The organism is Reticulibacter mediterranei (assembly GCF_016587455.1).
On record NZ_BNJK01000001.1, the window covers coordinates 2,189,173 to 2,214,046 of the forward strand.

Below are 24,874 nucleotides of genomic sequence, written 5' to 3' on the forward strand. Positions count from 1 at the left end.
AACATCCCCTTTTCAGGTGGTTTATTTCTCAGCGAGAATCTGAGTAAAATGCCCCTGCGCAGTGTTCAGAGCCTCATCGACCTTCCCATCAAAGACTGCATGTTGGATAGCACCGATCCAGGGACCATTTGCATCGTTGAAAAGCTGGTTGTAGTGAACGCTATAGGGTGTGTGCCCCTGGGCCATCGCCTTCGAGGTGACAACATAGCGAGGATCAAGCTGGCTATATTTATTGGTGGCAAGATCAGTGCGCACCGGAATGCTCCCATTTTTCGCAAACTGCTCGATCTGTACGTCGTCAGAGAGGCACCACTTGATGAAATCAAACGCCTCTGCACTGTGCTTCGAGCCACGCGGAATGCCGATGGAATCGCCACCTGCGAATGAAGAGGTGCCGCCATCTTTACCCGGTAGATAAGAGACACCAAAATCAATATTTGGATGCTCTTTCTTCAACGAACCAATTGAAAAGGCACCACTGCCAACCATACCGATTTTCCCCGTCGTAAAAGCGTTCAGACCCTCGCTCCCGTTATCGACTTTCGCCCCTTTAGGAACAAGCTGCTCATCCCACAGTTTTTTATAGAAAGAGAAGGCATCTTTCACAGCAGGCGAGTCCATTTTCGGCGTTTTACCATCATCGCTCAGCACATCGCCACCGCTGGCCCAGATCAGCGGCAAAAAGGTGAAGGCATTACACCCGGCGCAACGACCGGAGAAATAGTAGCCATAGGTATTATTGCCAAGTGCAGTGATCTTTTTCGCATAGGCTTCGATCTCAGCCCAGTTCGTAGGCGGCTTCTCTGGATCAAGTCCGGCCTGTTTGAACAGCGTTTTATTGTAGAGCAAGATCGAGCCTTCCGCGCTATATGGCAAACCATAAATACGATTATTGAAGGTTGCCAGGCGTACATGAGAAGGGCTGAGTTGGTCGAAAAAAGACAATTGATGAGCCATGTCCGTAATATCGGTCATCTGGTTAGACTGGCTGAAAGCAGGTAAATAGATGAGATCGACGGCGACAATATCAGGGGCATTGCCACCAGCAACGGCGGTCCCAAACTTTTGCACAAAATTTGCGTCGGGGATCAGCGTCAATTTAATCTTTGCCTTGTGCGTCTTATTGTAGGCGTCAACTAGCGGTTTCGTATAACTACTGCCACTACTGCGAATCCAGAAAGAGAGTTCCGTTTCTCCACTCGCGGTTGTTGAAGAGCCGCAACTTGCCAATGCAGCAGGAGCAAGAGTCAGCAGGAGAAGCACCAATGCTCGAAATAATGGTCGCATCTTCATTGAATAATCCTTTCATAGACACAGAAATAATGCCGAATCTGTGGGCAAGAACGAAAAATGTACCCTCCTATTTTTCTCGCATCAGGAAAATAATTCACAATTTTTGATGCAATAACATTTCCTATTTTCCTTAATTAAGGAAAATAATTTCTCGATATGAGCAAGAATACCTAACTATTATTGTCTTTGTCAAGAGAAAATCAGGAAAAATCCAGGGTGGTGCATATGATATAGCGTGCTTACGCATATCACTCTTGACTTTCGACAAAGCGACGGGTATGATGGCGAGACAAAGGAAAATTTTTCCTTATAAGCAATACTCAACTTACAACAGGTAGGCAAAGGGACCAGATAAGGCGATGTCAGTGTATGATGAAGAATCGGCGTCAAAAACCATAACATTACAGGATGTAGCAACTGCTGCTGGAGTCACAGTTGGCACAGCATCTAAGGCATTGAACGGGCAGGGGAAATTGCGGCAGGAGACGCGCGAACGTGTTCTCACCGCAGCCCGACAACTGGGTTTCCGTACACGTGGACTCCCAGCAACCGATCACATCACGATCTTGTTGCTGACTTCCGTCATCCATACACGCTTCAGCATTCCTTTGCTTACCGGGCTGGAACAAGAAGTAGCCCAATACGAAAGGCCGGTCAGCGTCTTAATGTGGCGTGCCTTTAACCAGGAACATCAGCGCCAACACCTGGAAGGCTTGCTCACCAGGCCTGTTGATGGCATCATTTTTATGGCCGACGACACAAACTTGCACCCACCCGTCCCTTTACCACCAGAACATCAGCAAATACCTCACCTTTATGTCTACGGTCGCATCACTGACCATAGAGAACTCTGCTTATTGCCAGACGATGAGCAGGGAGGACGCCTCGCCACCGAACACTTGCTCAGCCAGGGACGACGTGAGATAGCCACAATTACCGGCCCACTTTATTTTGAGGCAGTACATCTACGAGCGCGTGGGATGCGTCAGGTACTTTTAGAGCACGACATTCCCTTTTCTGAGACGCGTATCCTGACTGGTCCCTGGTCGATAGAATGGGGCTATAAAGCTGCTCAACAGCTTCTTGAACGCGATCCAGCCGTCGATGCAATTTTCTGCGGTAGCGACGAGATCGCCTGTGGAGTCATCGAAGCCTTGCAAGCGTCCGGGCGACGAGTGCCTGAAGATGTTTCAGTGATAGGTTTCGATAACTGGTCGTCAATGGTCTATCGCGTCCGCCCTCACATCACAACTATCGATATGGGCCTACCAGAGCTTGGGCGCAGAGCTGGACAACATCTGCTTGCGATGATTGAAGGTCGAGAGACGCCACAAGGAGCGCTTTATCAGCACTGCACCCTGGTTGTCCGCGATTCCAGTGGCGTTCCCAAACATTCTCTCTCGCTCAAAGATGGTGTGCAGAAAAAGTAGCGGAACAAAGAACGAGCAACATTTAAATGGACATCCTACAGGTGCACCGCACCGGCCCTTCTGTTATATAATAGAGCATAGAGATGCTACATTAGAGAACGTAGTAGGGTCGGTTCGCATGCTCAGTTGAGCCATTTCTCATCCCCTACAAAATAATCATTCCACCAAAGGAAATGCCACATGACTGCATACAAAGATGTGTTTGGTGCCCGTGCAACCCTGCAAGGCACTTTTGGCACCGTCCACTACTATCGCTTAGGCACATTGGCGCAGCGCGGTGTGTCTGGACTGGAACGACTCCCATTCACCGTGAAAATCGTGCTTGAGAATCTGTTGCGCCACGCCGATGGTGATATCATCACTGAAGATGATATTCTCTCGCTGGCAAACTGGACGCCTGGGAACGCAACCACTAGCGAAGCAGAATATCCCATGTTGCCTGGCCGCGTCCTTTTACAAGATTTTACAGGCGTCCCAGCAGTCGCAGACCTCGCTGCCATGCGTTCGGCCGTTTCTCGTATGAACGGCGATCCCAAGAAAATAAATCCCCTTGTACCTGCCGATCTTGTCATCGACCACTCGGTCCAGGTAGACACCTTTGGCTCAACACTGGCCTTTGGTCGCAACGTCGAGCGCGAATACGAACGCAATAGCGAGCGCTATGCATTGCTCCGTTGGGCGCAACAGGCATTTGATAACTTCCGCGTCGTGCCACCCGGAACAGGCATCGTCCATCAGGTCAACCTGGAATATCTGGCCTCGGTCGTCATGACAAAACAAGAAGATGGTACAACGGTTGCCTTCCCCGATACACTGGTCGGCACCGACTCTCACACAACGATGGTCAATGGTCTGGGGGTGCTTGGCTGGGGCGTTGGTGGCATCGAAGCAGAAGCGGTCCTGCTGGGACAACCACTCTATTTGCTCACTCCAGAAGTGATCGGCATGCGCCTCACTGGCAACCTGCCAGAAGGCGCAACGGCAACCGATCTTGTCCTGACAGTTACGCAGATCCTACGCAAACGCGGCGTGGTTGCCAAATTTGTTGAGTTCACCGGCCCCGGCCTCAGCCAGCTTCCCCTGGCAGATCGCGCCACTATAGCCAACATGTCGCCCGAATTTGGCGCGACCGCAACCCTCTTCCCGGTGGATGCCGAAACGCTGCGCTACCTGCGCGATACGGGCCGCGATCCCAAGCTAGTAGAACTGATCGAGCATTACACGAAGGCGCAAGGGCTATTCCGCACTGATGAGTCGCCGGAGCCGCTGTTTGACGATCTGATCGAGCTGGATCTTGGCAGCATCGAGCCAAGCCTTGCTGGTCCACGCCGCCCACAGGATCGAGTCGCGATGCACGATCTTGGCCAGACGTTCCGCACGGCCTATGCTGATCGCCTGAAAGCTTCAGAGAGCAACGGACATGCAGAGCAAAAGAAAGGCGACGTGCCCGTCGAAATTGCTGGCATCCAGACGCACCTCAAACATGGCTCGGTCGCTATCGCCGCCATTACCAGCTGCACGAATACCTCGAACCCGGCGGTCATGATTGCCGCAGGATTGGTTGCAAAACATGCCGTCGAGCGCGGCCTCTCGGTCAATCCAACGGTGAAAACGAGCCTCGCGCCTGGATCACGCGCCGTCATCGATTATCTGAACAACGCCGATCTGTTGCCCTATCTCGAAGCGCTCCGCTTCCATCTCGTCGGCTTTGGTTGCACAACTTGTATTGGAAACAGCGGTCCCTTGTCTGAACCAGTTGCAGAGGCCGTTCAGGAGAACGATCTTGTTGTCGCCGCAGTACTAAGTGGAAACCGCAACTTTGAAGGACGTATCCACCCACAGGTCCGCGCGAGTTTCCTGGCATCGCCTCCGCTCGTCGTGGCATACGCGCTAGCAGGCACCGTCGATATCGATCTAACGGAAGAGGCTATCGGCACCGATATCAACGGGGACAAGGTGTATCTACGCGATATCTGGCCGACACAGGAAGAGGTGCGTCGGGTTGTAACAAAGACCGTCACCCCGGAGATCTTCAAGGAAAACTATAGCCGCGTCTTTGAAGGGGATGAGCATTGGCAGGCACTCTCCAACTCGACCGGCGAACTCTTTGAGTGGGACACCAATTCGACATATATCCAGGAACCGCCCTTCTTCCAGGGCATGTCAGGCGAGCCTGCACCGATCAAAGATATCCAGAACGCGCGAGTGCTGGTGATGGTCGATGATTCTATCACCACCGACCATATCTCTCCGGCTGGCAGCTTTGCAGCCAATAGCCCGGCGGGACAATATCTGATCGAGCACGGAGTCGAGAGGCGCGACTTCAACACCTATGGCGCTCGTCGCGGCAATCATGAGGTGATGGTACGCGGCACGTTTGGCAATATCCGCCTGCGCAACCGCCTCACGCCCGATAAAGAAGGCTACTACACGCTCCACCTGCCGGACGGCGAACAAACCACAATCTACGATGCCTCAGTCCGCTATCAGCAGGAAGGAGTGCCGCTGCTAGTTCTGGCAGGCAAAGAATATGGCTCTGGCAGCTCACGCGACTGGGCTGCGAAAGGCCCGCTCCTGCTGGGTATCCGTGCTGCGATTGCCGAGAGTTTTGAGCGTATTCACCGCAGCAACCTTGTTGGCATGGGTATCCTGCCGCTGCAATTCCGCCCCGGTGAAAACAAAGAGAGCCTGGGACTCACCGGACACGAAACCTATGATATTCTTGGCATCGCACAGGGTCTGAAGCCCCGCCAGGAGATCACGGTCAAAGTTACGCGAGAGGATGGTTCGAGCTTCACCTTCCAGACGATTGCACGCCTGGATAGCGCCATCGACGTGGTTTACTATAAGAATGGTGGTATCCTGCCTACCGTTCTGCGCAGATTGATGGAAGCATAAGCCGTATCAACAACCAATAAGGCATCATGTTATACATACATGGTGCCTTTCTTTTTTCATTCATCTATAAAACATGAATACTATATAGTACCAATTATATGCCGAACAACTTCTTTTGAAAGAAGCAGACGGCGAAACATACGTTTAGCAGTTACTCTCAAAAAACGATATTCACTGCGATATAGCCTGAAGGTTTATACAGGATAATTTTTATTGACATAAACCCGTAGCTTATTTATAGTATTTTCTACGTAAACTCCACTCACAAACAGGTAACTTACCTGTATGCTGCAAGCGGGGAAATTTTGTGGTGAGAGGAAACGACGTTGACAACAGCGCATGATTATATTGGCAGGCAATTTTACAATTATCGCATTATCGAAAAGCTTGCGTGCGGCTCTTTTGGTTGCGTCTACAAAGCACAACATATTATCCTGACTGACCGCATCGTCGCCATCAAACTGATGCATACCGCTAATCTACAATCGCAAGAAGGCAGCAGCATTTTTTTGAAAGAGGCGCGTTTGTTGGAGCAGCTGAAACATAAACATATTCTACCCATTATCGATATAGGAGTGGAACAGGATATTCCCTATCTCATCGCCGAATACGCAGCTCATGGCTCCCTGCGTGATCGTTTAATCCATCAAGCACCACATCCGTTACCCGTTGAAGAGGCGCTCAAGATCATCTCGCAAATCGGCAAAGCGCTGCAACATGCCCATCGACGCAGTATCATCCACCGCGATCTGAAGCCAGAGAACATTTTGTTTAATACACGCGGTGAAGCAATGCTTTGCGACTTTGGCATCGCTACTGTACTCAATACGATGAGTATGAAAAATGTGGATACCAGCGGGACGCCCGCATACATGGCCCCTGAACAATTCGAGAGCAAAATCAGCAAAGAATGCGATCAATACGCGCTTGGTTGCATCGCTTACGAACTGTTTGCAGGTCGCAGACCATTTGTGGCTCCTAACGTCTATGCTATGTGGTATCAACACGCCAACGTGACACCAACACCCCCATCGCACTATAACCCCCAGATCCCCGATTATATGGAACAGGCCATCTTCAAAGCAATGGCGAAAGAGCGTCGAGAACGACACGCAGATGTTGCCGCCTTTATCAAAGCGCTGTCCACGCCTCCTGGTCTGCCCACGCGTTCTCCGGCCGCCAACAAAACCATTGTAGCGGCAAAAGCGGCCCATCGTAGCATGTCCCTCCCTCGCCGCGATGCATCACGCCAGACGAAACTGCAATGGCTACACGAAGGACAGGCTCATTATGATGCGGGACGCTATCAGGAAGCCATCGCCGCCTACGAATGCGCCATCCAGCTCGATTCTCGTTCCTCAACTGCTCACAACAAAAAAGGTATGGTTCTGGCGCGTCTTGAGTTGTACCAGGAAGCTCTCGCCGCCTACGAACTAGCGATTGTGTGCGAGCCTCATTATAAGGATGCCTGGTACAATAAAGGGCATGCGCTCTTTATGCTCAAACGCTATCAGGAAGCTGAGAGCGCTTATGATTGCGTGATTCGCCTCTCGCCTAGCTCTGCCATTGGCTTTTTTGGCAAAGGTAACACGCTCTTGAAGCTTCATCAGCTTGAAGCAGCACTGGAAGCCTACAATCGCGCCATTCAACTGGATACAAACTTCGCGGCAGCATATGATGGCAAAGGTAATGCACTGCGCGAGTTGGGCAAGAGCGAAGATGCTCTTGCCGCCTACGATAGCGCCATGAGACTTGATTCTCAACAAGCCGAATTCTACTACAATAAAGGCCTCGCGCTCTATCAACTGAAATGTTACACTGAAGCACTCAAAGCCTACGATCAGGCCATCAATCTGAAGCCTGATGAGGTAGCCCATTATTATCATAAAGGCAATGCTCTGCACGCGCTCAATCACAATGAAGAGGCGCTGGAGGCTTACGAGATCGCTCTCCAACTCAACTTTGATGATGCTCTGGTACACACCGAAAAAGGCAATGCGTTATGGAACCTCGGTCGCTATGAAGAGGCACTCAAAACCTTCGATCAGGCTATCTTATTAGACCCTGGCGCTGCAACAGCCTACTGTGGCAAGGGCTTCGCCCTCTATTGCCTGCACCATTATCGAGAAGCGCTCATCTCCTATGAATGTGCGATCCAACTTGACCGCACCCTGTTTCTCGCCCACATTGGTAAAAGCCACACGCTCTATCATCTGGAGAACGATCAGGAGGCGCTCACTGCCTATGAACAGGCAATCGACCTCAATCCCACATCAGCTGCCGCACACAACGGCAAAGGCCGCGCGCTGAACAATCTGGGCAAGGCCGAAGATGCTCTAGCTGCTTATGAGCAGGCAATACAGTTGAAGCCACAATATGCCGATGCCTATAGTGGTAAAGGCGATGCTCTCTATATGCTCAAGCGCTACAAAGAGGCACTCACCGCCTATGAACAGGCCATGCAACTCAACCCCGATGATGTACACCTCCATAAAAATCGCGGTATCATTCAAGAGAAGCTCAAACGCTACGACGACGCACTCGAATCTTTCGATGAAGCCCTCCAGCTGAACGCAGATGATGCCAGTCTCTATGGTCATAAGGGTCGTATGCTCTGGCGGCTCAACCATAATGAAGAAGCGCTGGAAGCCTATGAGAAAGCCATCAAACTCAACGATAACTATGCGGCCGACTATACGGGGAAAGGCAATGTCCTCACCAGGCTGAAGCGCTACGAAGAGGCACTCACCGCCTACGAGCACGCGCTCCAATTGCAACCTGATGCTGAGGCGTATACTGGTCAAGGGCACGCATTGTACATGTTGCATCGCTATGAAGAAGCGCTGGCGGCCTACAAACAAGCTCTGTTGCTACCTCCTATATCGGCGATCACCTATGCAGGAGAAGGGGACACACTCTTCCAGCTCCAGCGCTATGAAGAGGCATTCACAGCCTATGAGCATGCCGCCAGAATCGATGCCGACTACGCGCCCTCTTATAATGGGTTGGGCAACACCTTACACGTTCTCAACCACATCGAGGAGGCACTCACCGCCTATCAAGCGGCCATTGCACTTGATGACTCCGATCCACTTTTCCACTATAACGAGGGAGCGGTTATGCTAGAACTACATCGCAACGAGCAGGCACTTGCAGCTTTTGAGCGCTCGCTCGCCCTGGATACGAGTTATGCACAGGTCTATAAAGCCAAGGGCGATGCTCTCTGGCAACTCGACCGCAATGCTGAGGCCTTAAAAGCTTACGAACAAGCGCTCCATCTCAATCCCTGTTATGCCACAGCGTACAACGGCAAAGGCAATGTGCTGAGAGATATGAACCGCAATGAAGAAGCGCTGGCGGCCTATGAAGAGGCCATTCAGAGAGATCCTGGCAACTCTACATTTCATACAAACAAGGGGCTGGCATTAATGTATCTCAAGCGCATCCCAGAAGCGCTCGAAACCTATGAAACGGCGATCCATTTAAATCCCGCCGACGCGAGAGCCTGTAATGGGAAAGGGATGACGCTCTTTGCCTTAAAGCGCTATCAGGAGGCGCTCAATGCCTATGAACAAGCCATTGAGCTTGACCCCAACGATGCTATCTTTCATTACAACAAAGGGGAAGCACTGCGCTACCTAGGAAAGCCTGAGCAGGCAGAACAGGCTCGTCAGCGCGCCCGGCAACTGGGGTACTATGCCAGTCAGCACAAAAAAAGCGCTGCGTCGGCAGCGCGTGGATAAGCAAACACATCATTTTGCGGGTATTGTGGTCAAGCTCTCGACACCCGAATCGACTGGTAGCACCTGACAGGCTGATGGCAGGAACGTCAACAACACCCGTTGCCCCGCATCATAGCCCCGTGCCTGCTGACTGGGAATATCAGCCGTTAACAGCATTTTGTCGTCGATGCGTACATGAAAACGCGTAAACGGCCCCAGGAAAGTGCGCAACTCAATCACCCCCGAAATATGATTACCCGTGCCATTTCCCAGGCTCTCCCCTTCGCTGGCGTGCAAAGTTATTTCTTCTGGGCGCACTACAAGCAAGACGCGCTTCCCATCGAACGAGGAAGAGAGAGGAGCAACATGGAGCGTATATCCATTAGCCTGACATAGCCCCTTCTCAGCGGATTCGACCACACCGCTAAATTGATTGCTTGTTCCTACAAACGTGGCGGCAAAGACAGTTTGCGGGTTGCTGTAAATCTCTTCGGGATGGTCAAGTTGCTCAATTTTCCCTTTTGCCATCACAGCGATACGATCAGAGATAGCCAGCGCCTCCTCCTGGTCATGAGTAACATAAATCGCCGTCATCTTTAATTGTTGCTGGATGCGCCGAATCTCAGTTCGCAACGTCACGCGCACACGAGCATCCAGGGCCGAAAGCGGCTCATCTAACAACAATACTTTAGGTTCGATAGCCAGCGCACGCGCCAGGGCAATACGCTGTTGCTGGCCTCCCGACAGTTGATGAGGATAGCGTTTCCCCATCTCACCCAGACCAACCAGTTCGAGCAACTCTGCACAGCGCTGTTCAATCCGCTTACGCGGCACACGTTGAATATGCATCCCAAAGGCAATATTCTGCTCGACCGTCATATGTGGGAAAAGCGCGTACGACTGAAAAACCATCCCCATCGGACGCTTATTGGCGGGACGGTCGGTGATGTCATCGCCTTCAAGCAGAATAGATCCCTCGCTCGGATGCTCAAAACCTGCAACCATGCGCAAAATCGTCGTTTTACCACACCCACTGGGACCAAGTAGCGTGAGAAACTCGCCCTGCTGAATCGAAAGATTGACCGCGTTCACGGCGGCCTGTCGTCCAAAATATTTTGTAATGCCATTCAGTTCAAGAAAGGCCATAGTTGTTTCCCTCATGCAAGAATTCTCTCAAGCCATATTGCAGCTATTTTGCCGCCGCAATTTCAACATCGGCACGCTGGCCGCCCGGTTGTCGTCGCGCGAGCAGAATAATGCCGAGCACACATACAAGCGTAAAAGCAAAGCTCAGAATGGTCAGCAAGGCGGCCTTATGAGCATCACTCTGGCCGATCTGGTTCAGGTAAATCGGGAAGGTGTAGATACCGAAAAGCTGCGCCAGAGTAAACTCACCCATTGCGGTTGAGAAGGTCAGCAGTGCGGCACTTATCACGCCAGGCCAGATATTGGGCAGAATCACCGTCAAAAAGGTTCTCCACCAACTGCTCCCCAGGCTCGACGCCGCCTCTGTCAGCACGCGTGCATTGATGGCTCGCAAGTTATTCTCAATGGGACGATACACAAATGGTAAAGAGATGACGACATAGGCACAAACTAGCAATTGCGGTGAATTTGCCAGCACAAACGGAGGGCCACTGAGCAGAGGCACCAGGCCAAAGGAAAGGATACTAACCAACAAATTCGGACTGTTATATACTTCCAACAAACCAAGCGACATCAAAATTGCGGGAACGGCAAAGGGGACCAGCGAGAGAAAGTCGAGCAAAGGACGCGCTTGCGGGATACGGAGCTGCACCCAGTAGGCCGTAGGCGTAACAAGCACAATGGCAAGCATCATTGCCGTCAGTGCCAATCCCAGTGAGAAAAATAATGTTTTAGAGAAATCAGCATCGCTCAACACGCTACTATAAATGCTCAGATCAAAGCCATTCGGACCAGAGAGGCCAAATACCAGCGTTGCAGCTAGCGGGATCAGTAAATAGAGCATCACAAGCAACAGGGCAATCATATCAAGAGCCACAGCACTTGAAGAGGAGCGCCGTTTCTTTTGCGCCTCTGTCTGTTGTGCAGGCACAACAATTTCGCTACTCATACACACTTACCTTCCCTGCCAGAGACTTACGCGCCGGAGCATTGTAAAATACACAATCACGGTCGCTAATAAGACAAGCATCATGCCAACCGAGAGCGCATTTCCCAGGCCTGTATCCATATCGACATTGCCCGCCACCACAAAACTAATCAGGATTGTGACGAGATTAATGTTGCCCTGTGCCAACGCATAGGCGGAGGCGTAGGCTCCAAAAGAGTTGGCAAAGAGCAGCATCACCCCGGCAATTAAAGAGGGCAGCAACACAGGCAAAGCGATTCGCCACCAGTAGAGAAAGGTGGATGCGCCTAGATTCGTCGCAGCCTCGCGCCACTCCGGTTTCAATGCATTTAAAGCTGGGATTGTCACCAGCACCATCAGGGGTAACTGAAAATAGGTATAGACAAGCACGAGTCCCCAGAACGTATAGAGACTGAAGCCAAGATCGTACAGGTTGATATGTAGCCAGTTATGGAGCAGTATCGTTACAAAACCGGTCACGCCCAGCGTCGAGATAAAAGCATATGCCAGAGGGACGCCAGCAAAGTTGGCGGCAAGGCTCGAAAAGCCGATGAGAAAATTGCGCAACCAGCCAGTTTTGAGCTTGTAGACACCATAAGCGGCTAAAAAGCCAAACAGTGCTCCCAGAAAGGCCGTCACCAGCGAAAGAAAAATACTGGTCTGGAATGCCCGCAAGGTGCTGGCCTGAGAAAGCATGCGCTGATAATTATCAATCGTGGCCTCTCCTCGATCATCGGCAAAGCTGTCTTGAATGATGACCAGAGCAGGCAATATCTCAAAAAGCAGGCAAAATAAGAGAAAAGGCACCAGCCCCAACCAGTTCAGAAAGGAAAAGCGCCACTGCCTGCCCCGTGAACGCTTCGTCTGAGCCAGCGAAGTTGCGGGAGTTGCCTCGATGGATTTCACCGATCCTGGCACGAAAACACCTCCTCCATCCAAGTTAGAGTGGCAATGGTACAACCATTGCCACTCTAACAACATATATTGACTACTGGCCCAACACCTGCGATTGCCAGTTTTTGTTCAGTACATCGGCAGCTGCATCCAGCTTCTTCGTATCGGTAACGAATTTGACGTTGGCATACTGTTCAGCTGCTGGCAATTTCGCAGACAGTTCAGCAGGCACTTTCCCCGCGGCGACCAGCTTTTGATAGCGGGCTGGATGGGCATAGCCTTTTAAATAGTCCAGCTGCCCTTCATCAGAAAATATGTGCTCGATCCACAAGCGAGCGGCATACGGGTGAGGAGCGGTTTTATTGACAATGGACACATATGGTCCAGCAATAGAACCATCAGTAGGGATCAATACTTTCAGGTTAGGCTTGCCCTGCAATTGATCGCGAAATCCCAATCCCAGATAATCCCACATCACAGCAATTGCTACCTCGCCCTTCGTGATATTAGCAACACTGGAACGGGCGGGAGTGAAATTGCTCTTCTTTTTGAGTTGCGCGAAAAAATCGATGCCAGGCTGAATGTCATCCAGGCTGCCAGAAGTTGCAAGTGCGGCTGAATAAACGGCAATAAATGCGTCGTTTGCCTGGCGCGGATCACCGTCAATACCAACCATATTCTTGTAATTCCCGCTGAGTAGCTCTTTGAACGAGGTTGGAGGATTTTTTACGATATCTGTATTCACTACAAAAGCTTGCGTGCCCCAATATTCTGTACACCAATTGCCATCGGGATCTTTTAGCTCAGCCGGGATATCGTCCCACGTCGCATGCTTGTAGGGAGTAATCAAACCTTGCGTCACGGCTAAAGGGCCAAATTTAAAGCCAACGTCGCCAACATCACCATGAGGATGCAACTGCGATTTCTTGAACGCCTCCAACTCCTGTGCCGAGCTATATTCTGCTTCAGCTTTATAATCAACGGTAACATATTTCGTCGTATAACTCCCCAGAATCTCCTTATAATTGGCCCACTCTGGCGGGAAACCAATTGCCTCCAATTTCCCCTCTTTTTTCGCATTCGTAATCAACGTCTGCATGTCAATGGGGCCGGTGAGATTAGCTGCGGGAGTTGCAGAAGCCGCCGTTGTGGAAGCCTGACCTCCACACGCCTCCAGTAAAGATGCAAGCGCAAAGGAAGAGACGCCTAATGCGCCCGCCTGTTGCATAAAATGACGGCGACTGCGGCGAGTCTGGGACGAAGATAAAAAATGAAATAATTCCTGATTGCGATCCATAGCCAAAACACCTCCATGCCTTTCCAAGCATTGCTATATGGGTAAAATCACGCCACAGATGCATGAATTAGGAATAATCTTCAGGTTTTCGCACGATAAATCTGAATTTACGCGGACAAGGCAGAGAGAGGATCTGCGATATGTTTGGCAACGATGACGAGCTATCGCAATCTCAACAAAAGTATACAGTATCAAGCTCGCATATAGCAATACATTTAACATATACAGAAATATTTTTTAACAATAGAGGGCAACATTTACATAGCATTAACGTAAAATCAGAAATCCATTAAAATTATCTTAATTCTAAAATGGTATGCTCTCTATGCAGAGATGAAAGAAATAATCCCGACAAGGCAGATAATTACGGAATCCCCTTCTCACCAACAACCAGAGGACGCTGTACAGCTTTATACAGCGTCCTCTGGTTATTTTCCTATGAATAGTTGCCCTCTTCCCCAAAAACGTTCTAAGATAAAGAAGATATTATTGCTTATACAGGCCAAAGATTGTAAAAGATGGTGTGCAAATGCAGGGAGTTGTCCACTTTTCAGAACGAATGTTACAACATTTCAAGCGTGTGCAGGCGCTTATCGACCAGCTTGATCCTGAAGGAGAGCCAGAAGCGCTTACTGTGCCTGGATCAGCCCGGCCTCACGATGCAGTGATCGTTTTCACCGGCTCATTCAACCCGCCAACGACCGCTCATATCGCAATGCTCCAGGAGGCTAGACGCTACGCACGGCAACACGAGCCAATGCATCTGTATGCTGCTATGAGCAAACATACAGTTGACAAAGAGAGCGTCGAACGACCACTGCTGCTTGATCGCATTGTGCTGCTGCAAAAACTACTACGTAGGCGCGTGCCAGACACAGGAATTCTCCTCTTTAATCGTGGTTTATATGTCGATCAAGCTGAGGCCGTACAAAGGTCATTTCCAGAAGTCAAGCGTATCTTCTTTTTGATTGGCTTTGACAAAATCGTGCAAATACTCGATCCTCATTACTATCAAGACCGCGACGCAGCTTTGCGCGATCTCTTCCAGCAAGCAGAGTTGCTCGTTGCGCCGCGTGGGAACGATGGAGAGCAAGAGTTAGAGGAATTGATACAACAACCGCAGAACAGACAGTTTGCGAGATATATTCATCCATTGCCGCTGAATCGCGCCTATCGCGATATATCGTCCTCACAGGTACGACAACGAGCAAACAGATACCAACACGAGGTGCCACAGGAGGTACAACGCTTCATGCGCATCACACGTGCATACGAGCCTCCACTCAGACAGGCAGACGGCAGCGAGACCGATTACTACGGAGAGCGCATGAAAAGCCTGGCTGCGCTCATGCACAGGCAGCCAGCATCAAGAAGGTGACAGGCGAAAAACAAACCGGCTCACTCCTATTTGCAATTGATCGCCATTGCTTAATTGACAACGCGCCACCGCACGACCATTGACAAATGTTCCTGTAGCGGATCGATTATCAACAATCTCATAGTCACCTGCTGGCAGTTCGCGAATCGTGGCATGCAATCGGCTCACCGCCAGGTCTTCAAGAAAGATATCACATTCGCGGCTCCGGCCAATCGTCATCTCGGGTAGCACTTCGATGCCCTGAATGAGGCCACTCTGCGAACTGAGGGGGAACAGGCGAGCAATCATGGTGGGATGTGGATCTGGTGCTTTGCCAACATGCAACTCACGCCCACGCGAGGAGGGAAGCTGAAACGGTCTGGTGCCTTCGCTAGCGTAGAAGGTCAATTGCGTATTGCCAAACAGGAGTTGATCGCCATTGTTGAGAAGCTGCTCTTTGATAGAGCGCCCATTGACAAAACTATCACCGCTGCCATGATCATCGCGCAACACGTAGCCCCCCGGACTCAGCAGGATACTGGCCTGCTTACGATGAACGGCAATATCTTCAAGAAAGATGTCACAATCGCGGCTCCGGCCAATAGTTGTACACTCTTTCCACAGTTCAACACGCTTGCCCAGAAGAGAACCCTTCTGAATGACAAGGTAGGCACCCGAAGAATAATCCTGTTTCATACGATACCACTCAACCTCAGCCAGAACGCAGCACTTTAGGCTTCTGGATAGCAACAAATTCTACTACTATCTACTATGGGACTGAGTATAACATGTTTTTATAGACAAGTGTAGCCAAATATAGACTTTTCTACCTCATTTTTAGTCGCTATAACAAATAGGATTGAACGGTGTCAAGGTTAAATTCACCCATCGGCACGACGGCTTGCTGCTAGCAGCTTCTCATCCCAGCGTTGTATGATGATCTTGCGTACAAAAATAGCATGATCTTGAATGGAAGAGGAGATATCCATCCATGACAACGCAAACAGGTCATCAGATCGCCGTCGATTTTGACGTTCCAGCCAAAATGCGCGATGGCGTCATCTTACGCGCTAACGTCTATCGACCGGTAGGGGAGGGCAAGTGGCCGGTTCTACTGACGCGGCTCCCCTACGGCAAAGATTTTCCCCTCGGCAGTTCAGCGCTCGATCCAGCTCAGGTGGCACGCCGGGGCTACGTCGTGATTGTACAGGATACACGGGGCCGTTTCACTTCCGAAGGAAAATGGGAGCCAATGCGCAACGAAGCCGAGGACGGTTACGATACCGTCGAATGGGCCGCAAAACTGCATTATAGCAACGGCTCCATCGGCATGTACGGCGTATCCTATTTCGGCTTTACGCAATGGGCGACCTTAATTCAGGGGCCATCATCACTTAAAGCGGCCATCCCGATTATGACGTGGAATAACCCCTTCAACGGTGTTCAATTTCGCGGAGGCGCACTAGAACTGGGAACTCTTGCCAACTGGCAACTCTCAATGGGCATGAACGTCCTCATGCGTCGCCATAGTACAGATCCACGCGCCCTCGGAGCTGCTATGTACCAGCTTGTTCAGGACATCGACGCGCTGGGAACGCAGGGATATCACTCGTTGCCGCTCAAAGAGTTTGAGCCACTTGTGCGCAACGATGTGGCCCCGGACTTTTTCCTGAGCATCACCTCTCCGATGGACCGTAAGCAGGTTGATCCTATGACTATTGTGGGCAAACATGAGCAGGTAACTGCCCCCACATTCAATATCGGTGGCTGGTACGACATCTTCTTGCAGGATACCATCGAAAACTTCAGGATTATGCGCACTCAGGGCAGCACGCCCGAAGCGCGTCAGAGCAAACTGCTGATTGGCCCCTGGATACATGGCGGCTTCACGAACCCTGTTGGAGAACTGAACTTTGGCATGGGAGCAACGGCGGCTATGATCGACTTACAGGTCGATCTGATGAGCCTGCAATTGCGCTGGTTCGATCATTTCTTACAAGGCGTGGATACCGGCATCACCAGTGAAGCGCCGATCAAGCTCTTTGTCATGGGAGCCAATGTCTGGCGCGACGAGCAAGAGTGGCCGCTGGCACGAGCAGTCGAAACCCGTTACTATTTGCATAGCAACGGACATGCAAACTCTTTAAAAGGCGATGGTTCGCTCAGCACCACGCTTCCCGAAACCGAAACTGCTGATCACTACGATTACGATCCTGCAAACCCCGTCCTGACGCGTGGCGGTGCCCTATTGATGACACCCGAGTTCCGTGCTGGACCCTTCGATCAGACCCCGATTGAGAACCGCGACGACGTGCTGGTCTACACAACGCCTGTGCTGGAGCAAGATGTAGAAGTAACTGGCCCCATCTCCGTCCATCTCTGGGCAACATCCAGCGCACCTGATACTGATTTCGTAGCCCGTCTGGTTGATGTACATCCCAACGGATACGCGCAAAACCTCACGGATGGCATCATTCGCGCACGCTACCGCGATTTTGTGCATGGAGGGCAACCATCGCTCATCGAGCCAGACAAAGCATACGAATATGAGATAGATCTGTGGACAACCAGCAACCTCTTCAAAAAAGGACACCAGATCCGGGTGGATATCACCAGCAGTTGTTTCCCACGCTGGAACCGCAATCTCAATACCGGACAGGAGTTCGGCAGTTCTAGCGAGATGGTGGTAGCTCATCAAACGATCCTGCATGATGTTGATCATCCATCTTATATCGTATTGCCTGTCGTGCCGATACAATAAAATAGCTGTACATCCAGAAAAAACACAAGCAGACCAACAGTTTTCCCAAGTATTCTTCTAAAGAATACGAAAGCTATTGGCCTGCTTCAAAAGGGCAGATCTTCTAAACGCATAGCAATAGTTTTCGTACTCTTTGCTTGCAAAAAGTATTCTTTTGCAAGCATGGCTATCTCCTCTGCTGCTGTATAACGAAGCCACCACCATTGAGGATCTTCTTGCCGACGTTCAGCAATCGTAGAGGCGAAATGACACGCACCGTAAACCAGACTACGAAAGCGAAGAGCATCTGGCAGCCGTTCTAGCTCGATAGTAGTAAGAGTATGATAACAGCAATACCCCTCAATAATGGCGGCGATGCGTTCCTCATATAGGTGATAGGTATCTAAGGATGCAAGCGGCGCCCAGGGGAGGGCATCATCGCTGGACGCCAGCAAAAAGCCAACGTCGATGACAGCTGGCCCAGAACCAGCACCCTCCCAATCGATAAGCTGTATCTGTCCGCCTGCAGTACAGATGCTATTGGCAGGATGGCAATCGTTATGAATGCACACGAGAGGCAGATCTTCCCGGCGATCCAGCAGCGCTGTAGCTTGCAACAACTCTTCATAACGCTCCTGGAGATTTGCAGGCACCAGAGATTCAACGCTCTCCAGTTGCTTCTGTGCATAGGCAAGTTCTCCACTAGGAAGCATCCCTGCACGTGGCAAGGTAGATGCAGCAGCGCCCAGACGCAAGGCATGTAATTTGCCCAATGCTGCTCCAAGATTGTAAAAAGCAGTAAGCGACCAATCGAACGGAATACCGTCGATGAAGGTTGTTATCAGATAATACCAACCTTCATGCATCACTACAGTCTCGCCATCAAGCGAGCGGACAATTCTCACTGCCGAATATTGCTGCTCTTCTAAAAAGGCCAGAACATAAGCTAAGGCCAAAGGAGAGAAGACCGCGCTCTGATCATTCTCAACCTGATACATCCGCAATATCCAGCACACTCCTGTAGCTAGCGTTATCTGATACACATACTTCCCTGGCACCATGTTCAAAAGCTCAATGGCAATATTTTGCAGGTTATAACGCTGGCTGAGATAGGACGATATATCTGGAATGTCAGGCATCGTACTATGGTTCTCCCAATCCATTCAAGATGGTCATTATTGTTGCATCCCCAGCAAGTTCCCGCTTTCGTAGCGCCGCAAACCTAGCTCGAATATCCCTACTGCCGTTAATACAATCAGCACTGTCCCTCCAATCATCGCGCCAAACAGCGGCCAGGTAAAGTGGCGGAGCAGTTGGAGCGGTATAAATGAAATGAAACCAGCTGGCACCAATGTAAAGAGTAACAAACGCACCGCCCCATGAAAGATATCCATAGGATAGGTGCTGAACGAGATGAGCGCATTAAACATCTGCTGAGCCATTCCCTCAGTATTGCCCAGAAAGAACGCCAACGAGCAGAGAATTACCAGGAACGCAGTAAAAATGAACGAGACCATTATCACCAGTATAATGAATACGGCTATATGAATTATACTGGGATGAACGAGCAAGATATAAGCTCCGATGGCAAAGAGAATATCGCCCCAGGCAGTCGGATTGGTGGCGGCAACACAGACATGCAGCAAGGCATAGCGAGGCATGCCAAGATAGGCATCCAGGCCACCATTCATGATCAGGCTTGCCAGTTGCCGCGCATTCCCGAAGACTGTCGCGCTGATTCCAAACCCACAGGCTGAAACCGCCCAGAGAATCACAACATCCGTGATCTGCCAGCCATTTGTGAGCGGGAACTGATGAAAGTAGGTCCACCAGAAAAACAGCCAGAGGCTATCGCTAGCTAGCAGCGTCAACACCTGTACAACAAACGCCGTCCGATACTCCATCGCAGCCTGCGTGTTTGCCACCGTATAACTGCCGATGAAACGCAACATACTGACCAGTTTTTTTATGAACAGCATCGCCCTACCCTCCATTGATATTGACGCGACGCAGCGCCACCTGATAAATCATAAACAGGATCGCACACCCCACAACAAGCATCGACACCTGTTGCAGCAACAGTTGACAGAAACGATCCAGCTCAAAATGTACCAGGGTACGAGCTGGACCATACAAAATGGCCCCGAAAGGCAGAGCCAGTGCGATACTCCGCACCGGCTCTGGAAAAATCTCCAGGGGAGCGAGCACTCCTCCTAGAACCAGCGTCAGGCGGCTAAACATAAATGAAAACGGCTGTGTTTCCTCAATCCAAAACGCCAGCAGCCCGATAGAAAAGTAGGCGACAAAATCGATGCTCATCGCCAGCAAGCTCACTAACGGCCAGGCCAGCAATCCCTGCCAACCAAAGGGAGGCCAACCAGCTACCAGCAACGCCAGACCAGCTCCCACCAGACAATTCATACTCCAACGCACCAGCCGCTCGCCCAGGTATTGAGCAAAGTTGTACAGCACATAGCTGCAAGGCCGCACTAACAGATACGCCAGTTGCCCAGAGCGTACCTCCTGGTCGATGCGCTGCGTCAATGCAGGCAGCGAAAGTGCAATCGACTCTCCAGCAATCAAATACCAGATCATCGTATTGATGCTGAAACCGCTCAGGATCTTTTCCCTGTGTAATGCAAACGTCACTTTCCAGAGCTGGCTAAGAATAAAGACCAGCACAACAACCATCAGCGAGCGAAAAAAGATCTCCAGCATATAGGCCAGATTATTTGCAACGCTCACCTGCAACACTGTCGTATATTTTAAGAAGTCCAGGCGCAAGCGTCGCATAACCCCTCGATCTCGTCGTACACCTACCTCCATACGAATTACCTCCCTCAGTTGGCTGCCACAGTCGTATCAAAGTCCGCCTCGTCTTCATGCTCCACCTTGCTCTTCTCGCCATAAATGGCCGCGATAATCTCCTCCATTGGAGGGTCAGCAATGGTCATATCGAGAATATGGCAACGCTGCATAATGGCGGCAATTACAGGTTCCAGAGGGCATTCTGATGTGTCAACTTCCAATTTCAAGCTTCTTCCTTGCGCTTTCAACACCTGGATTCCCGTCTTATTCCGCAGCCCTTCATGCATGCCGCCCAAATGTCGCCGGCCGCTGGCAGGATCTATGGTCAATAGGGTTTCAGCAGGCTCATCCAGCAACAGATCTACCGTTTTTGCCCGGAGATAGTCGCTTTTCATCTTCGCAACTGGCTCATCCAGAATAATCTCACCATGATTGATCACAATGGCGCGACGGCAAACCTGCTCCACATCACCTGCATCATGTGATGTGAGGAAGACGGTTGTTCCCTCTTCGGCATTGAGTTGCCCGATCAAATCACGGATGCGTTGCTTGGCGATGACATCCAGGCCAATAGTTGGCTCATCGAGAAAGATAATCTCGGGGCGATGCAACAGCGCCGCCGCCAGTTCACAGCGCATACGTTCTCCCAGGCTCAGCTTACGCGCGGGCGTGCGCATATGATCGGCAATATCGAAGACCTCAATGAGAAAGTCGCGCCGCTTGCGATAGGCCATCATATCCAGTTCATAAATGCGAGCCAGCAGATCAAACGTATCCTGTGGAGGGAGGTGATACCAGAGCTGCGATTTTTGTCCAAAGACGCTGGAAATGCGATACGAGAGCGTGTGACGCTGCTTCCAGGGGATCAGCCCAAGTACCTGCACCATACCATCAGAAGGATAAAGAATACCAGTCAACATCTTTATAGTGGTAGATTTACCAGCACCATTTGGTCCGATAAACGCGAGTACCTCGCCACGTTCAAGCATAAAGCTGATTTGCTTGACGGCTTCACGCTCACGATAACGGGGAGCGACAAAGGAACGCAAACTGCCAGCTAGCCCGGAGGCGCGCTCGCGAGATCGAAACGTCTTGGCTAATCCATCCACCTGAATGATCGACATGCTCTTTTCCCCTTCTGTTTACATAGAGAGAATATGCTCTCTATGGTTGTAATACCGCGTCCAACTCCAAACGCGGAAAGATGACTGCTCCCGGTACTATACTGGTTAATGCCTGCCCCCCCCACTGCCCGTCTCGATCCCATGCTCCATTGCTGATCGGTTCTAACCCCAGTTGCGCCATGATGCGATTGCATGAGGAGGGAATATAGGGAGCCAGCAAAATAGCAAGCAAGCGCGTGGCTTCCGCCGCCGAGTAGAGCACAGTATCCAACCGTTCCGCCTGCCCCGGCGAACGGGCCAGCTTCCACGGCTCGCATTGCTCTATATACTGATTGGCGCGGCGCACAAATTCCCAGGTAATACCAATAGCATTGCCAATCTCCCAGGACTCTAACGCCGTCGCAGCTCGCAGCCTTGCTGCTGCCGCGACCCGCTGTAAATCGGCCTCCAATTCACCCGTTGGGCCTGGCGCTGGTATCGCCCCTTTACGATAGCGCTTCACCATCGAGACCACACGGTTGAGCAAGTTGCCCAGGTCATTGCCCAATTCGTCGTTATATGCCCGAACCAGACCTGCACGCGAAAAATCTCCATCTGAGGCAAACGATAAATTGCGCAACAGATAGTAGCGCACCGCATCAGCGCCAACTCGATTGACCAGATCAACCGGATCAATGATATTGCCAGCGGTCTTTGAAATGCGTTGCCCCTCCAACGTAATAAAGCCATGCACTGATACCTGCTTCGGCAGCGGCAATTCCGCCGACATCAGCATGGCAGGCCAGTAGAGACAATGGAAACGTGTAATATCTTTCCCGATCACATGAGCATCAGCAGGCCAGTAGTGGGCAAACTGCTCAGCATCGTCGGGAAAGCCTACAGCGGTCAGGTAGTTGGTGAGGGCATCAAACCAGACATAGATCACCTGTTTGGGATCACCTGGTACTGGAATACCCCAATTTTCCAACCCTGGACGAAGCTGGCGCGAAACGGAAAAATCGCGTAATCCCTGGCGAATAAACCCAATCACTTCAGCACGACGCGAGGCTGGCACAATAAACTCAGGATGTTCCTCAATATGTGCAAGTAAGCGTTCGCTATATTTTGAGAGAGCAAAAAAGTAGTTCTCCTCTTCCAGCCATTCGGGGATCAGCGAAGGATGATAAGGGCATCTGCCATCGACCAGTTCATCGTCTGTATAAAAGGTATTGTCCGAGCTGCAATACCAGCCAGAGTAGGTCGATTTGTAGATATCACCATGTTCTTGAGCGCGACGGAACATCTCTACTGAAGCGCGTGCATGCCGCTCCTCTGTCGTACGAATCCAGTAATCATTCGAGATCTCAAGTTTTGTCCAGGCCAGACGAAATGCCACATCCATCTCATTGACCCAGGTGTACGTATCCATGCCCCGACTATTGGCTGCCTTCAACACATGCTGGCTATTCTCATCAATGCCCATACAGAAGAAGGTATCATGCCCTCGTAAGCGGTGATAGCGTGCTGCAACATCAGCTGCCACCTTCTCCAATGCATGCCCAATATGGGGAGGAGCATTGGGATAGTCAATCGCAGTTGTCACATAAAAACGTTGTTGTTCGGGAGTGCCATCCAACTCCCCGCGCTCAACAGACATACTTTCACCTCATCTCTTTCTTCAATAAAAAAAGAAGAGGGGCGCAGGTGTGTCGCCTGCGCCCCTTCTGTGCTTTCTGCTTGCAATATCTTCTAGCTACTCAGTAAGCCTTCCTTGCAACCGGGAAGAGGACCACGACACACATTCAGAGCGCATAGTCATAGGCATATGCACGCTGCACATAAGAGCAAGCACCATAAACATGGGAAATGCCTGTCTCTGGTCTGTCATGATCCACCCTTTATTGTGTGTATCGCGATCTCCCCTCACATGAGTAAGGAAGAGATAGTTACTATAGCTGTGTATAAACTACTTTCTTTCAATATAACTATAATAAGCGTCATTGTCAAGCATGAGAAAGAAGTGAATAATTGATGCTATCAGCTGTTCATGCAATAGATTGTGTATCAGGAATAGCGTTTGAGCGAGCGGAGAGCACAATTCCCACACAAGCAACCAGTGTGAGGCCGAAAACGCCACACCAGCTCAACAATGTAAGCGCATCGGGAGCAATCAACGACTGGCCCCTCAGAGCTTGCCAGAGCAACGAGCCAGTCAGCCCAAGATAGCCCAGGCAGATAACCCAGACCAGAGCAACCCGCCGTCTTGTTCCCAGATGTGGAAAACGTTGTGCCGAAAGGAGCCAACCAATAAAAGGTAGCACTTGCAAAGCATGCAGCCCAACAAAGTGAGCGATACGTAAATCACCACCGACAGTGCTCCATCCCAGAAACGGTAGACCCGGCCCGCCATCAAGCACGCCAACGCTATGCGCTCCACTCGTCAACATATGTCCTGCGTGTCTGGCAACCAGTTGGGCCGTCGTGGGCTGGGTCATTATTACCCCAACATACATGCCAAAGAGGGCGATCATCAGTCCCAGACGTAACGACCAGATTAGCGCTTTGTCTGTGCGACGCTCAAACAGGAGAAGGATCGCCACGACGAACGCCGCCACACAAATCATCACAGCAAAAGTCCCCATTGTATTGTAAACGGCCTTATCAAAAGAGGTTGCTACATTGAAATGGCTACCAACTCCGCGTATTACCTGCAAGACGATCAGAACCATTTCACCCAGTACGCCCAGCGAGGTCAGAGCGCCAATGATACCAGCAAAGAATCGCCAACGCTGCACAAACTTGAGGAGCCAGATAAAAGTAAAGCAGTAAATGCTGAGTGAGAGTGCAAATTTGGCCGGTTTGACCCATGCTGGAGCGCCAGTAATCACGTGATGATCAACAATCAGTCCAACGCCAGTAGCCAGAAGAGTTATTATCATCAACAGACCTATAATCATCAGCCACGAGTTCAGGACAAACCCTTGACGCAACAATATTAGAAAAGAAAAGCTTTCTGATTTTTTCGTAGTAAACAACATCGCAGTATACCTCTTCAAATGGAGTCATATAAAATAGCGGGACAGCGACGCTCAGCCAGATCTCTCTGTCCCGCTTATCTAGGGAGAGTATAGTGAACATGTGTCAAAGTATTATGGCGGAAGGTTGAAGAAAGAGAGACGAAATTATGACAAAATTGTTACGGCAAACGGCGACTGCAAC

At 50.7% G+C, this 24,874-nt stretch carries 17 protein-coding genes; 5 read left to right on the top strand and 12 right to left on the bottom strand.

The annotated features are described in order from the left end of the window. Positions 1–21: 21 nt before the first annotated feature. Positions 22–1,287: an ABC transporter substrate-binding protein gene (locus K3T83_RS09420; RefSeq protein WP_236064860.1), complete on the bottom strand. Its 1,266-nt coding sequence runs from the start codon at positions 1,285–1,287 to the stop codon at positions 22–24. 365 nt (positions 1,288–1,652) lie between these two features. Here K3T83_RS09420 and K3T83_RS09425 point away from each other — a divergent pair, with 365 nt between their 5' ends. From K3T83_RS09425 to K3T83_RS09435, 3 genes are all read left to right on the top strand, one after another. Then, a complete protein-coding gene (locus tag K3T83_RS09425; RefSeq protein ID WP_220202713.1) occupies positions 1,653–2,723 on the top strand; it encodes a LacI family DNA-binding transcriptional regulator in 1,071 nt (356 codons plus the stop codon). Positions 2,724–2,903: 180 nt separating this feature from the next. Continuing rightward, positions 2,904–5,621 (top strand): aconitate hydratase AcnA, encoded by a 2,718-nt coding sequence (gene acnA, locus K3T83_RS09430; protein ID WP_220202714.1) that lies wholly within the window; start codon positions 2,904–2,906, stop codon positions 5,619–5,621. A 326-nt stretch (positions 5,622–5,947) separates the two neighbouring features. After that, entirely contained in the window at positions 5,948–9,364 is a 3,417-nt protein-coding gene (locus K3T83_RS09435) for a serine/threonine-protein kinase (protein WP_220202715.1), read from the top strand. Between the two features lie 9 nt (positions 9,365–9,373). Here the strand turns inward: K3T83_RS09435 and K3T83_RS09440 are convergent, their stop codons facing one another. The 4 genes from K3T83_RS09440 to K3T83_RS09455 form a co-directional block, all read right to left on the bottom strand. Continuing rightward, on the bottom strand, positions 9,374–10,489 hold the full coding sequence (locus tag K3T83_RS09440) for an ABC transporter ATP-binding protein (protein WP_220202716.1): 1,116 nt from the start codon (positions 10,487–10,489) through the stop codon (positions 9,374–9,376). 43 nt (positions 10,490–10,532) lie between these two features. Next, positions 10,533–11,438, bottom strand: coding sequence for an ABC transporter permease (locus K3T83_RS09445; protein ID WP_220202717.1), 906 nt, complete (start codon positions 11,436–11,438; stop codon positions 10,533–10,535). 6 nt (positions 11,439–11,444) lie between these two features. Next, a complete protein-coding gene (locus K3T83_RS09450) occupies positions 11,445–12,374 on the bottom strand; it encodes an ABC transporter permease (RefSeq protein ID WP_236064861.1) in 930 nt (309 codons plus the stop codon). A 70-nt stretch (positions 12,375–12,444) separates the two neighbouring features. Continuing rightward, entirely contained in the window at positions 12,445–13,647 is a 1,203-nt protein-coding gene (locus K3T83_RS09455; protein WP_220202719.1) for an ABC transporter substrate-binding protein, read from the bottom strand. Between the two features lie 529 nt (positions 13,648–14,176). On the opposite strand from K3T83_RS09455, the gene K3T83_RS09460 reads away from it, so the two are divergent. Beyond that, positions 14,177–15,025 (top strand): nucleotidyl transferase family protein, encoded by an 849-nt coding sequence (locus K3T83_RS09460; protein WP_220202720.1) that lies wholly within the window; start codon positions 14,177–14,179, stop codon positions 15,023–15,025. Here the strand turns inward: K3T83_RS09460 and K3T83_RS09465 are convergent. Further along, positions 15,014–15,700 carry an FHA domain-containing protein gene (locus tag K3T83_RS09465; RefSeq protein WP_220202721.1) on the bottom strand — a complete coding sequence of 229 codons (687 nt, stop codon included), beginning with the start codon at positions 15,698–15,700 and terminating at the stop codon, positions 15,014–15,016. The genes K3T83_RS09460 and K3T83_RS09465 overlap by 12 nt on opposite strands. Before the next feature lie 295 nt (positions 15,701–15,995). On the opposite strand from K3T83_RS09465, the gene K3T83_RS09470 reads away from it, so the two are divergent. Then, positions 15,996–17,765 (top strand): CocE/NonD family hydrolase, encoded by a 1,770-nt coding sequence (locus tag K3T83_RS09470; protein WP_220202722.1) that lies wholly within the window; start codon positions 15,996–15,998, stop codon positions 17,763–17,765. A gap of 86 nt (positions 17,766–17,851) precedes the next feature. Here the strand turns inward: K3T83_RS09470 and K3T83_RS09475 are convergent, their stop codons facing one another. From K3T83_RS09475 to K3T83_RS09500, 6 genes are all read right to left on the bottom strand, one after another. Next, on the bottom strand, positions 17,852–18,883 hold the full coding sequence (locus K3T83_RS09475) for a phosphotransferase enzyme family protein (RefSeq protein ID WP_220202723.1): 1,032 nt from the start codon (positions 18,881–18,883) through the stop codon (positions 17,852–17,854). Between the two features lie 36 nt (positions 18,884–18,919). After that, the gene (locus K3T83_RS09480; protein ID WP_220202724.1) at positions 18,920–19,723 is read right to left on the bottom strand and encodes an ABC transporter permease; all 804 of its coding nucleotides are present in this window, start codon (positions 19,721–19,723) and stop codon (positions 18,920–18,922) included. Positions 19,724–19,727: 4 nt separating this feature from the next. After that, positions 19,728–20,570 (bottom strand): ABC transporter permease, encoded by an 843-nt coding sequence (locus K3T83_RS09485; RefSeq protein ID WP_220202725.1) that lies wholly within the window; start codon positions 20,568–20,570, stop codon positions 19,728–19,730. A 14-nt stretch (positions 20,571–20,584) separates the two neighbouring features. Next, positions 20,585–21,676 (bottom strand): ABC transporter ATP-binding protein, encoded by a 1,092-nt coding sequence (locus K3T83_RS09490; RefSeq protein WP_220202726.1) that lies wholly within the window; start codon positions 21,674–21,676, stop codon positions 20,585–20,587. 40 nt (positions 21,677–21,716) lie between these two features. Next, positions 21,717–23,312 (bottom strand): methionine--tRNA ligase, encoded by a 1,596-nt coding sequence (gene metG / locus K3T83_RS09495; RefSeq protein WP_220202727.1) that lies wholly within the window; start codon positions 23,310–23,312, stop codon positions 21,717–21,719. Positions 23,313–23,700: 388 nt separating this feature from the next. Next, positions 23,701–24,693, bottom strand: coding sequence for a hypothetical protein (locus K3T83_RS09500; RefSeq protein ID WP_220202728.1), 993 nt, complete (start codon positions 24,691–24,693; stop codon positions 23,701–23,703). Positions 24,694–24,874 lie beyond the last annotated feature (181 nt).

What these genes read in the sequence shown, in the direction of transcription:
- K3T83_RS09440 (WP_220202716.1), bottom strand. Translation starts at nt 10,489, where the DNA reads ATGGCCTTTCTTGAACTGAATGGCATTACAAAATATTTTGGACGACAG.
- K3T83_RS09425 (WP_220202713.1), top strand. Translation starts at nt 1,653, where the DNA reads ATGTCAGTGTATGATGAAGAATCGGCGTCAAAAACCATAACATTACAG.
- K3T83_RS09465 (WP_220202721.1), bottom strand. Translation starts at nt 15,700, where the DNA reads ATGAAACAGGATTATTCTTCGGGTGCCTACCTTGTCATTCAGAAGGGT.
- K3T83_RS09460 (WP_220202720.1), top strand. Translation starts at nt 14,177, where the DNA reads ATGCAGGGAGTTGTCCACTTTTCAGAACGAATGTTACAACATTTCAAG.
- acnA (WP_220202714.1), top strand. Translation starts at nt 2,904, where the DNA reads ATGACTGCATACAAAGATGTGTTTGGTGCCCGTGCAACCCTGCAAGGC.
- K3T83_RS09445 (WP_220202717.1), bottom strand. Translation starts at nt 11,438, where the DNA reads ATGAGTAGCGAAATTGTTGTGCCTGCACAACAGACAGAGGCGCAAAAG.
- K3T83_RS09490 (WP_220202726.1), bottom strand. Translation starts at nt 21,676, where the DNA reads ATGTCGATCATTCAGGTGGATGGATTAGCCAAGACGTTTCGATCTCGC.
- metG (WP_220202727.1), bottom strand. Translation starts at nt 23,312, where the DNA reads ATGTCTGTTGAGCGCGGGGAGTTGGATGGCACTCCCGAACAACAACGT.
- K3T83_RS09420 (WP_236064860.1), bottom strand. Translation starts at nt 1,287, where the DNA reads ATGCGACCATTATTTCGAGCATTGGTGCTTCTCCTGCTGACTCTTGCT.
- K3T83_RS09475 (WP_220202723.1), bottom strand. Translation starts at nt 18,883, where the DNA reads ATGCCTGACATTCCAGATATATCGTCCTATCTCAGCCAGCGTTATAAC.
- K3T83_RS09470 (WP_220202722.1), top strand. Translation starts at nt 15,996, where the DNA reads ATGACAACGCAAACAGGTCATCAGATCGCCGTCGATTTTGACGTTCCA.
- K3T83_RS09485 (WP_220202725.1), bottom strand. Translation starts at nt 20,570, where the DNA reads ATGGAGGTAGGTGTACGACGAGATCGAGGGGTTATGCGACGCTTGCGC.
- K3T83_RS09480 (WP_220202724.1), bottom strand. Translation starts at nt 19,723, where the DNA reads ATGCTGTTCATAAAAAAACTGGTCAGTATGTTGCGTTTCATCGGCAGT.
- K3T83_RS09500 (WP_220202728.1), bottom strand. Translation starts at nt 24,693, where the DNA reads ATGTTGTTTACTACGAAAAAATCAGAAAGCTTTTCTTTTCTAATATTG.
- K3T83_RS09455 (WP_220202719.1), bottom strand. Translation starts at nt 13,647, where the DNA reads ATGGATCGCAATCAGGAATTATTTCATTTTTTATCTTCGTCCCAGACT.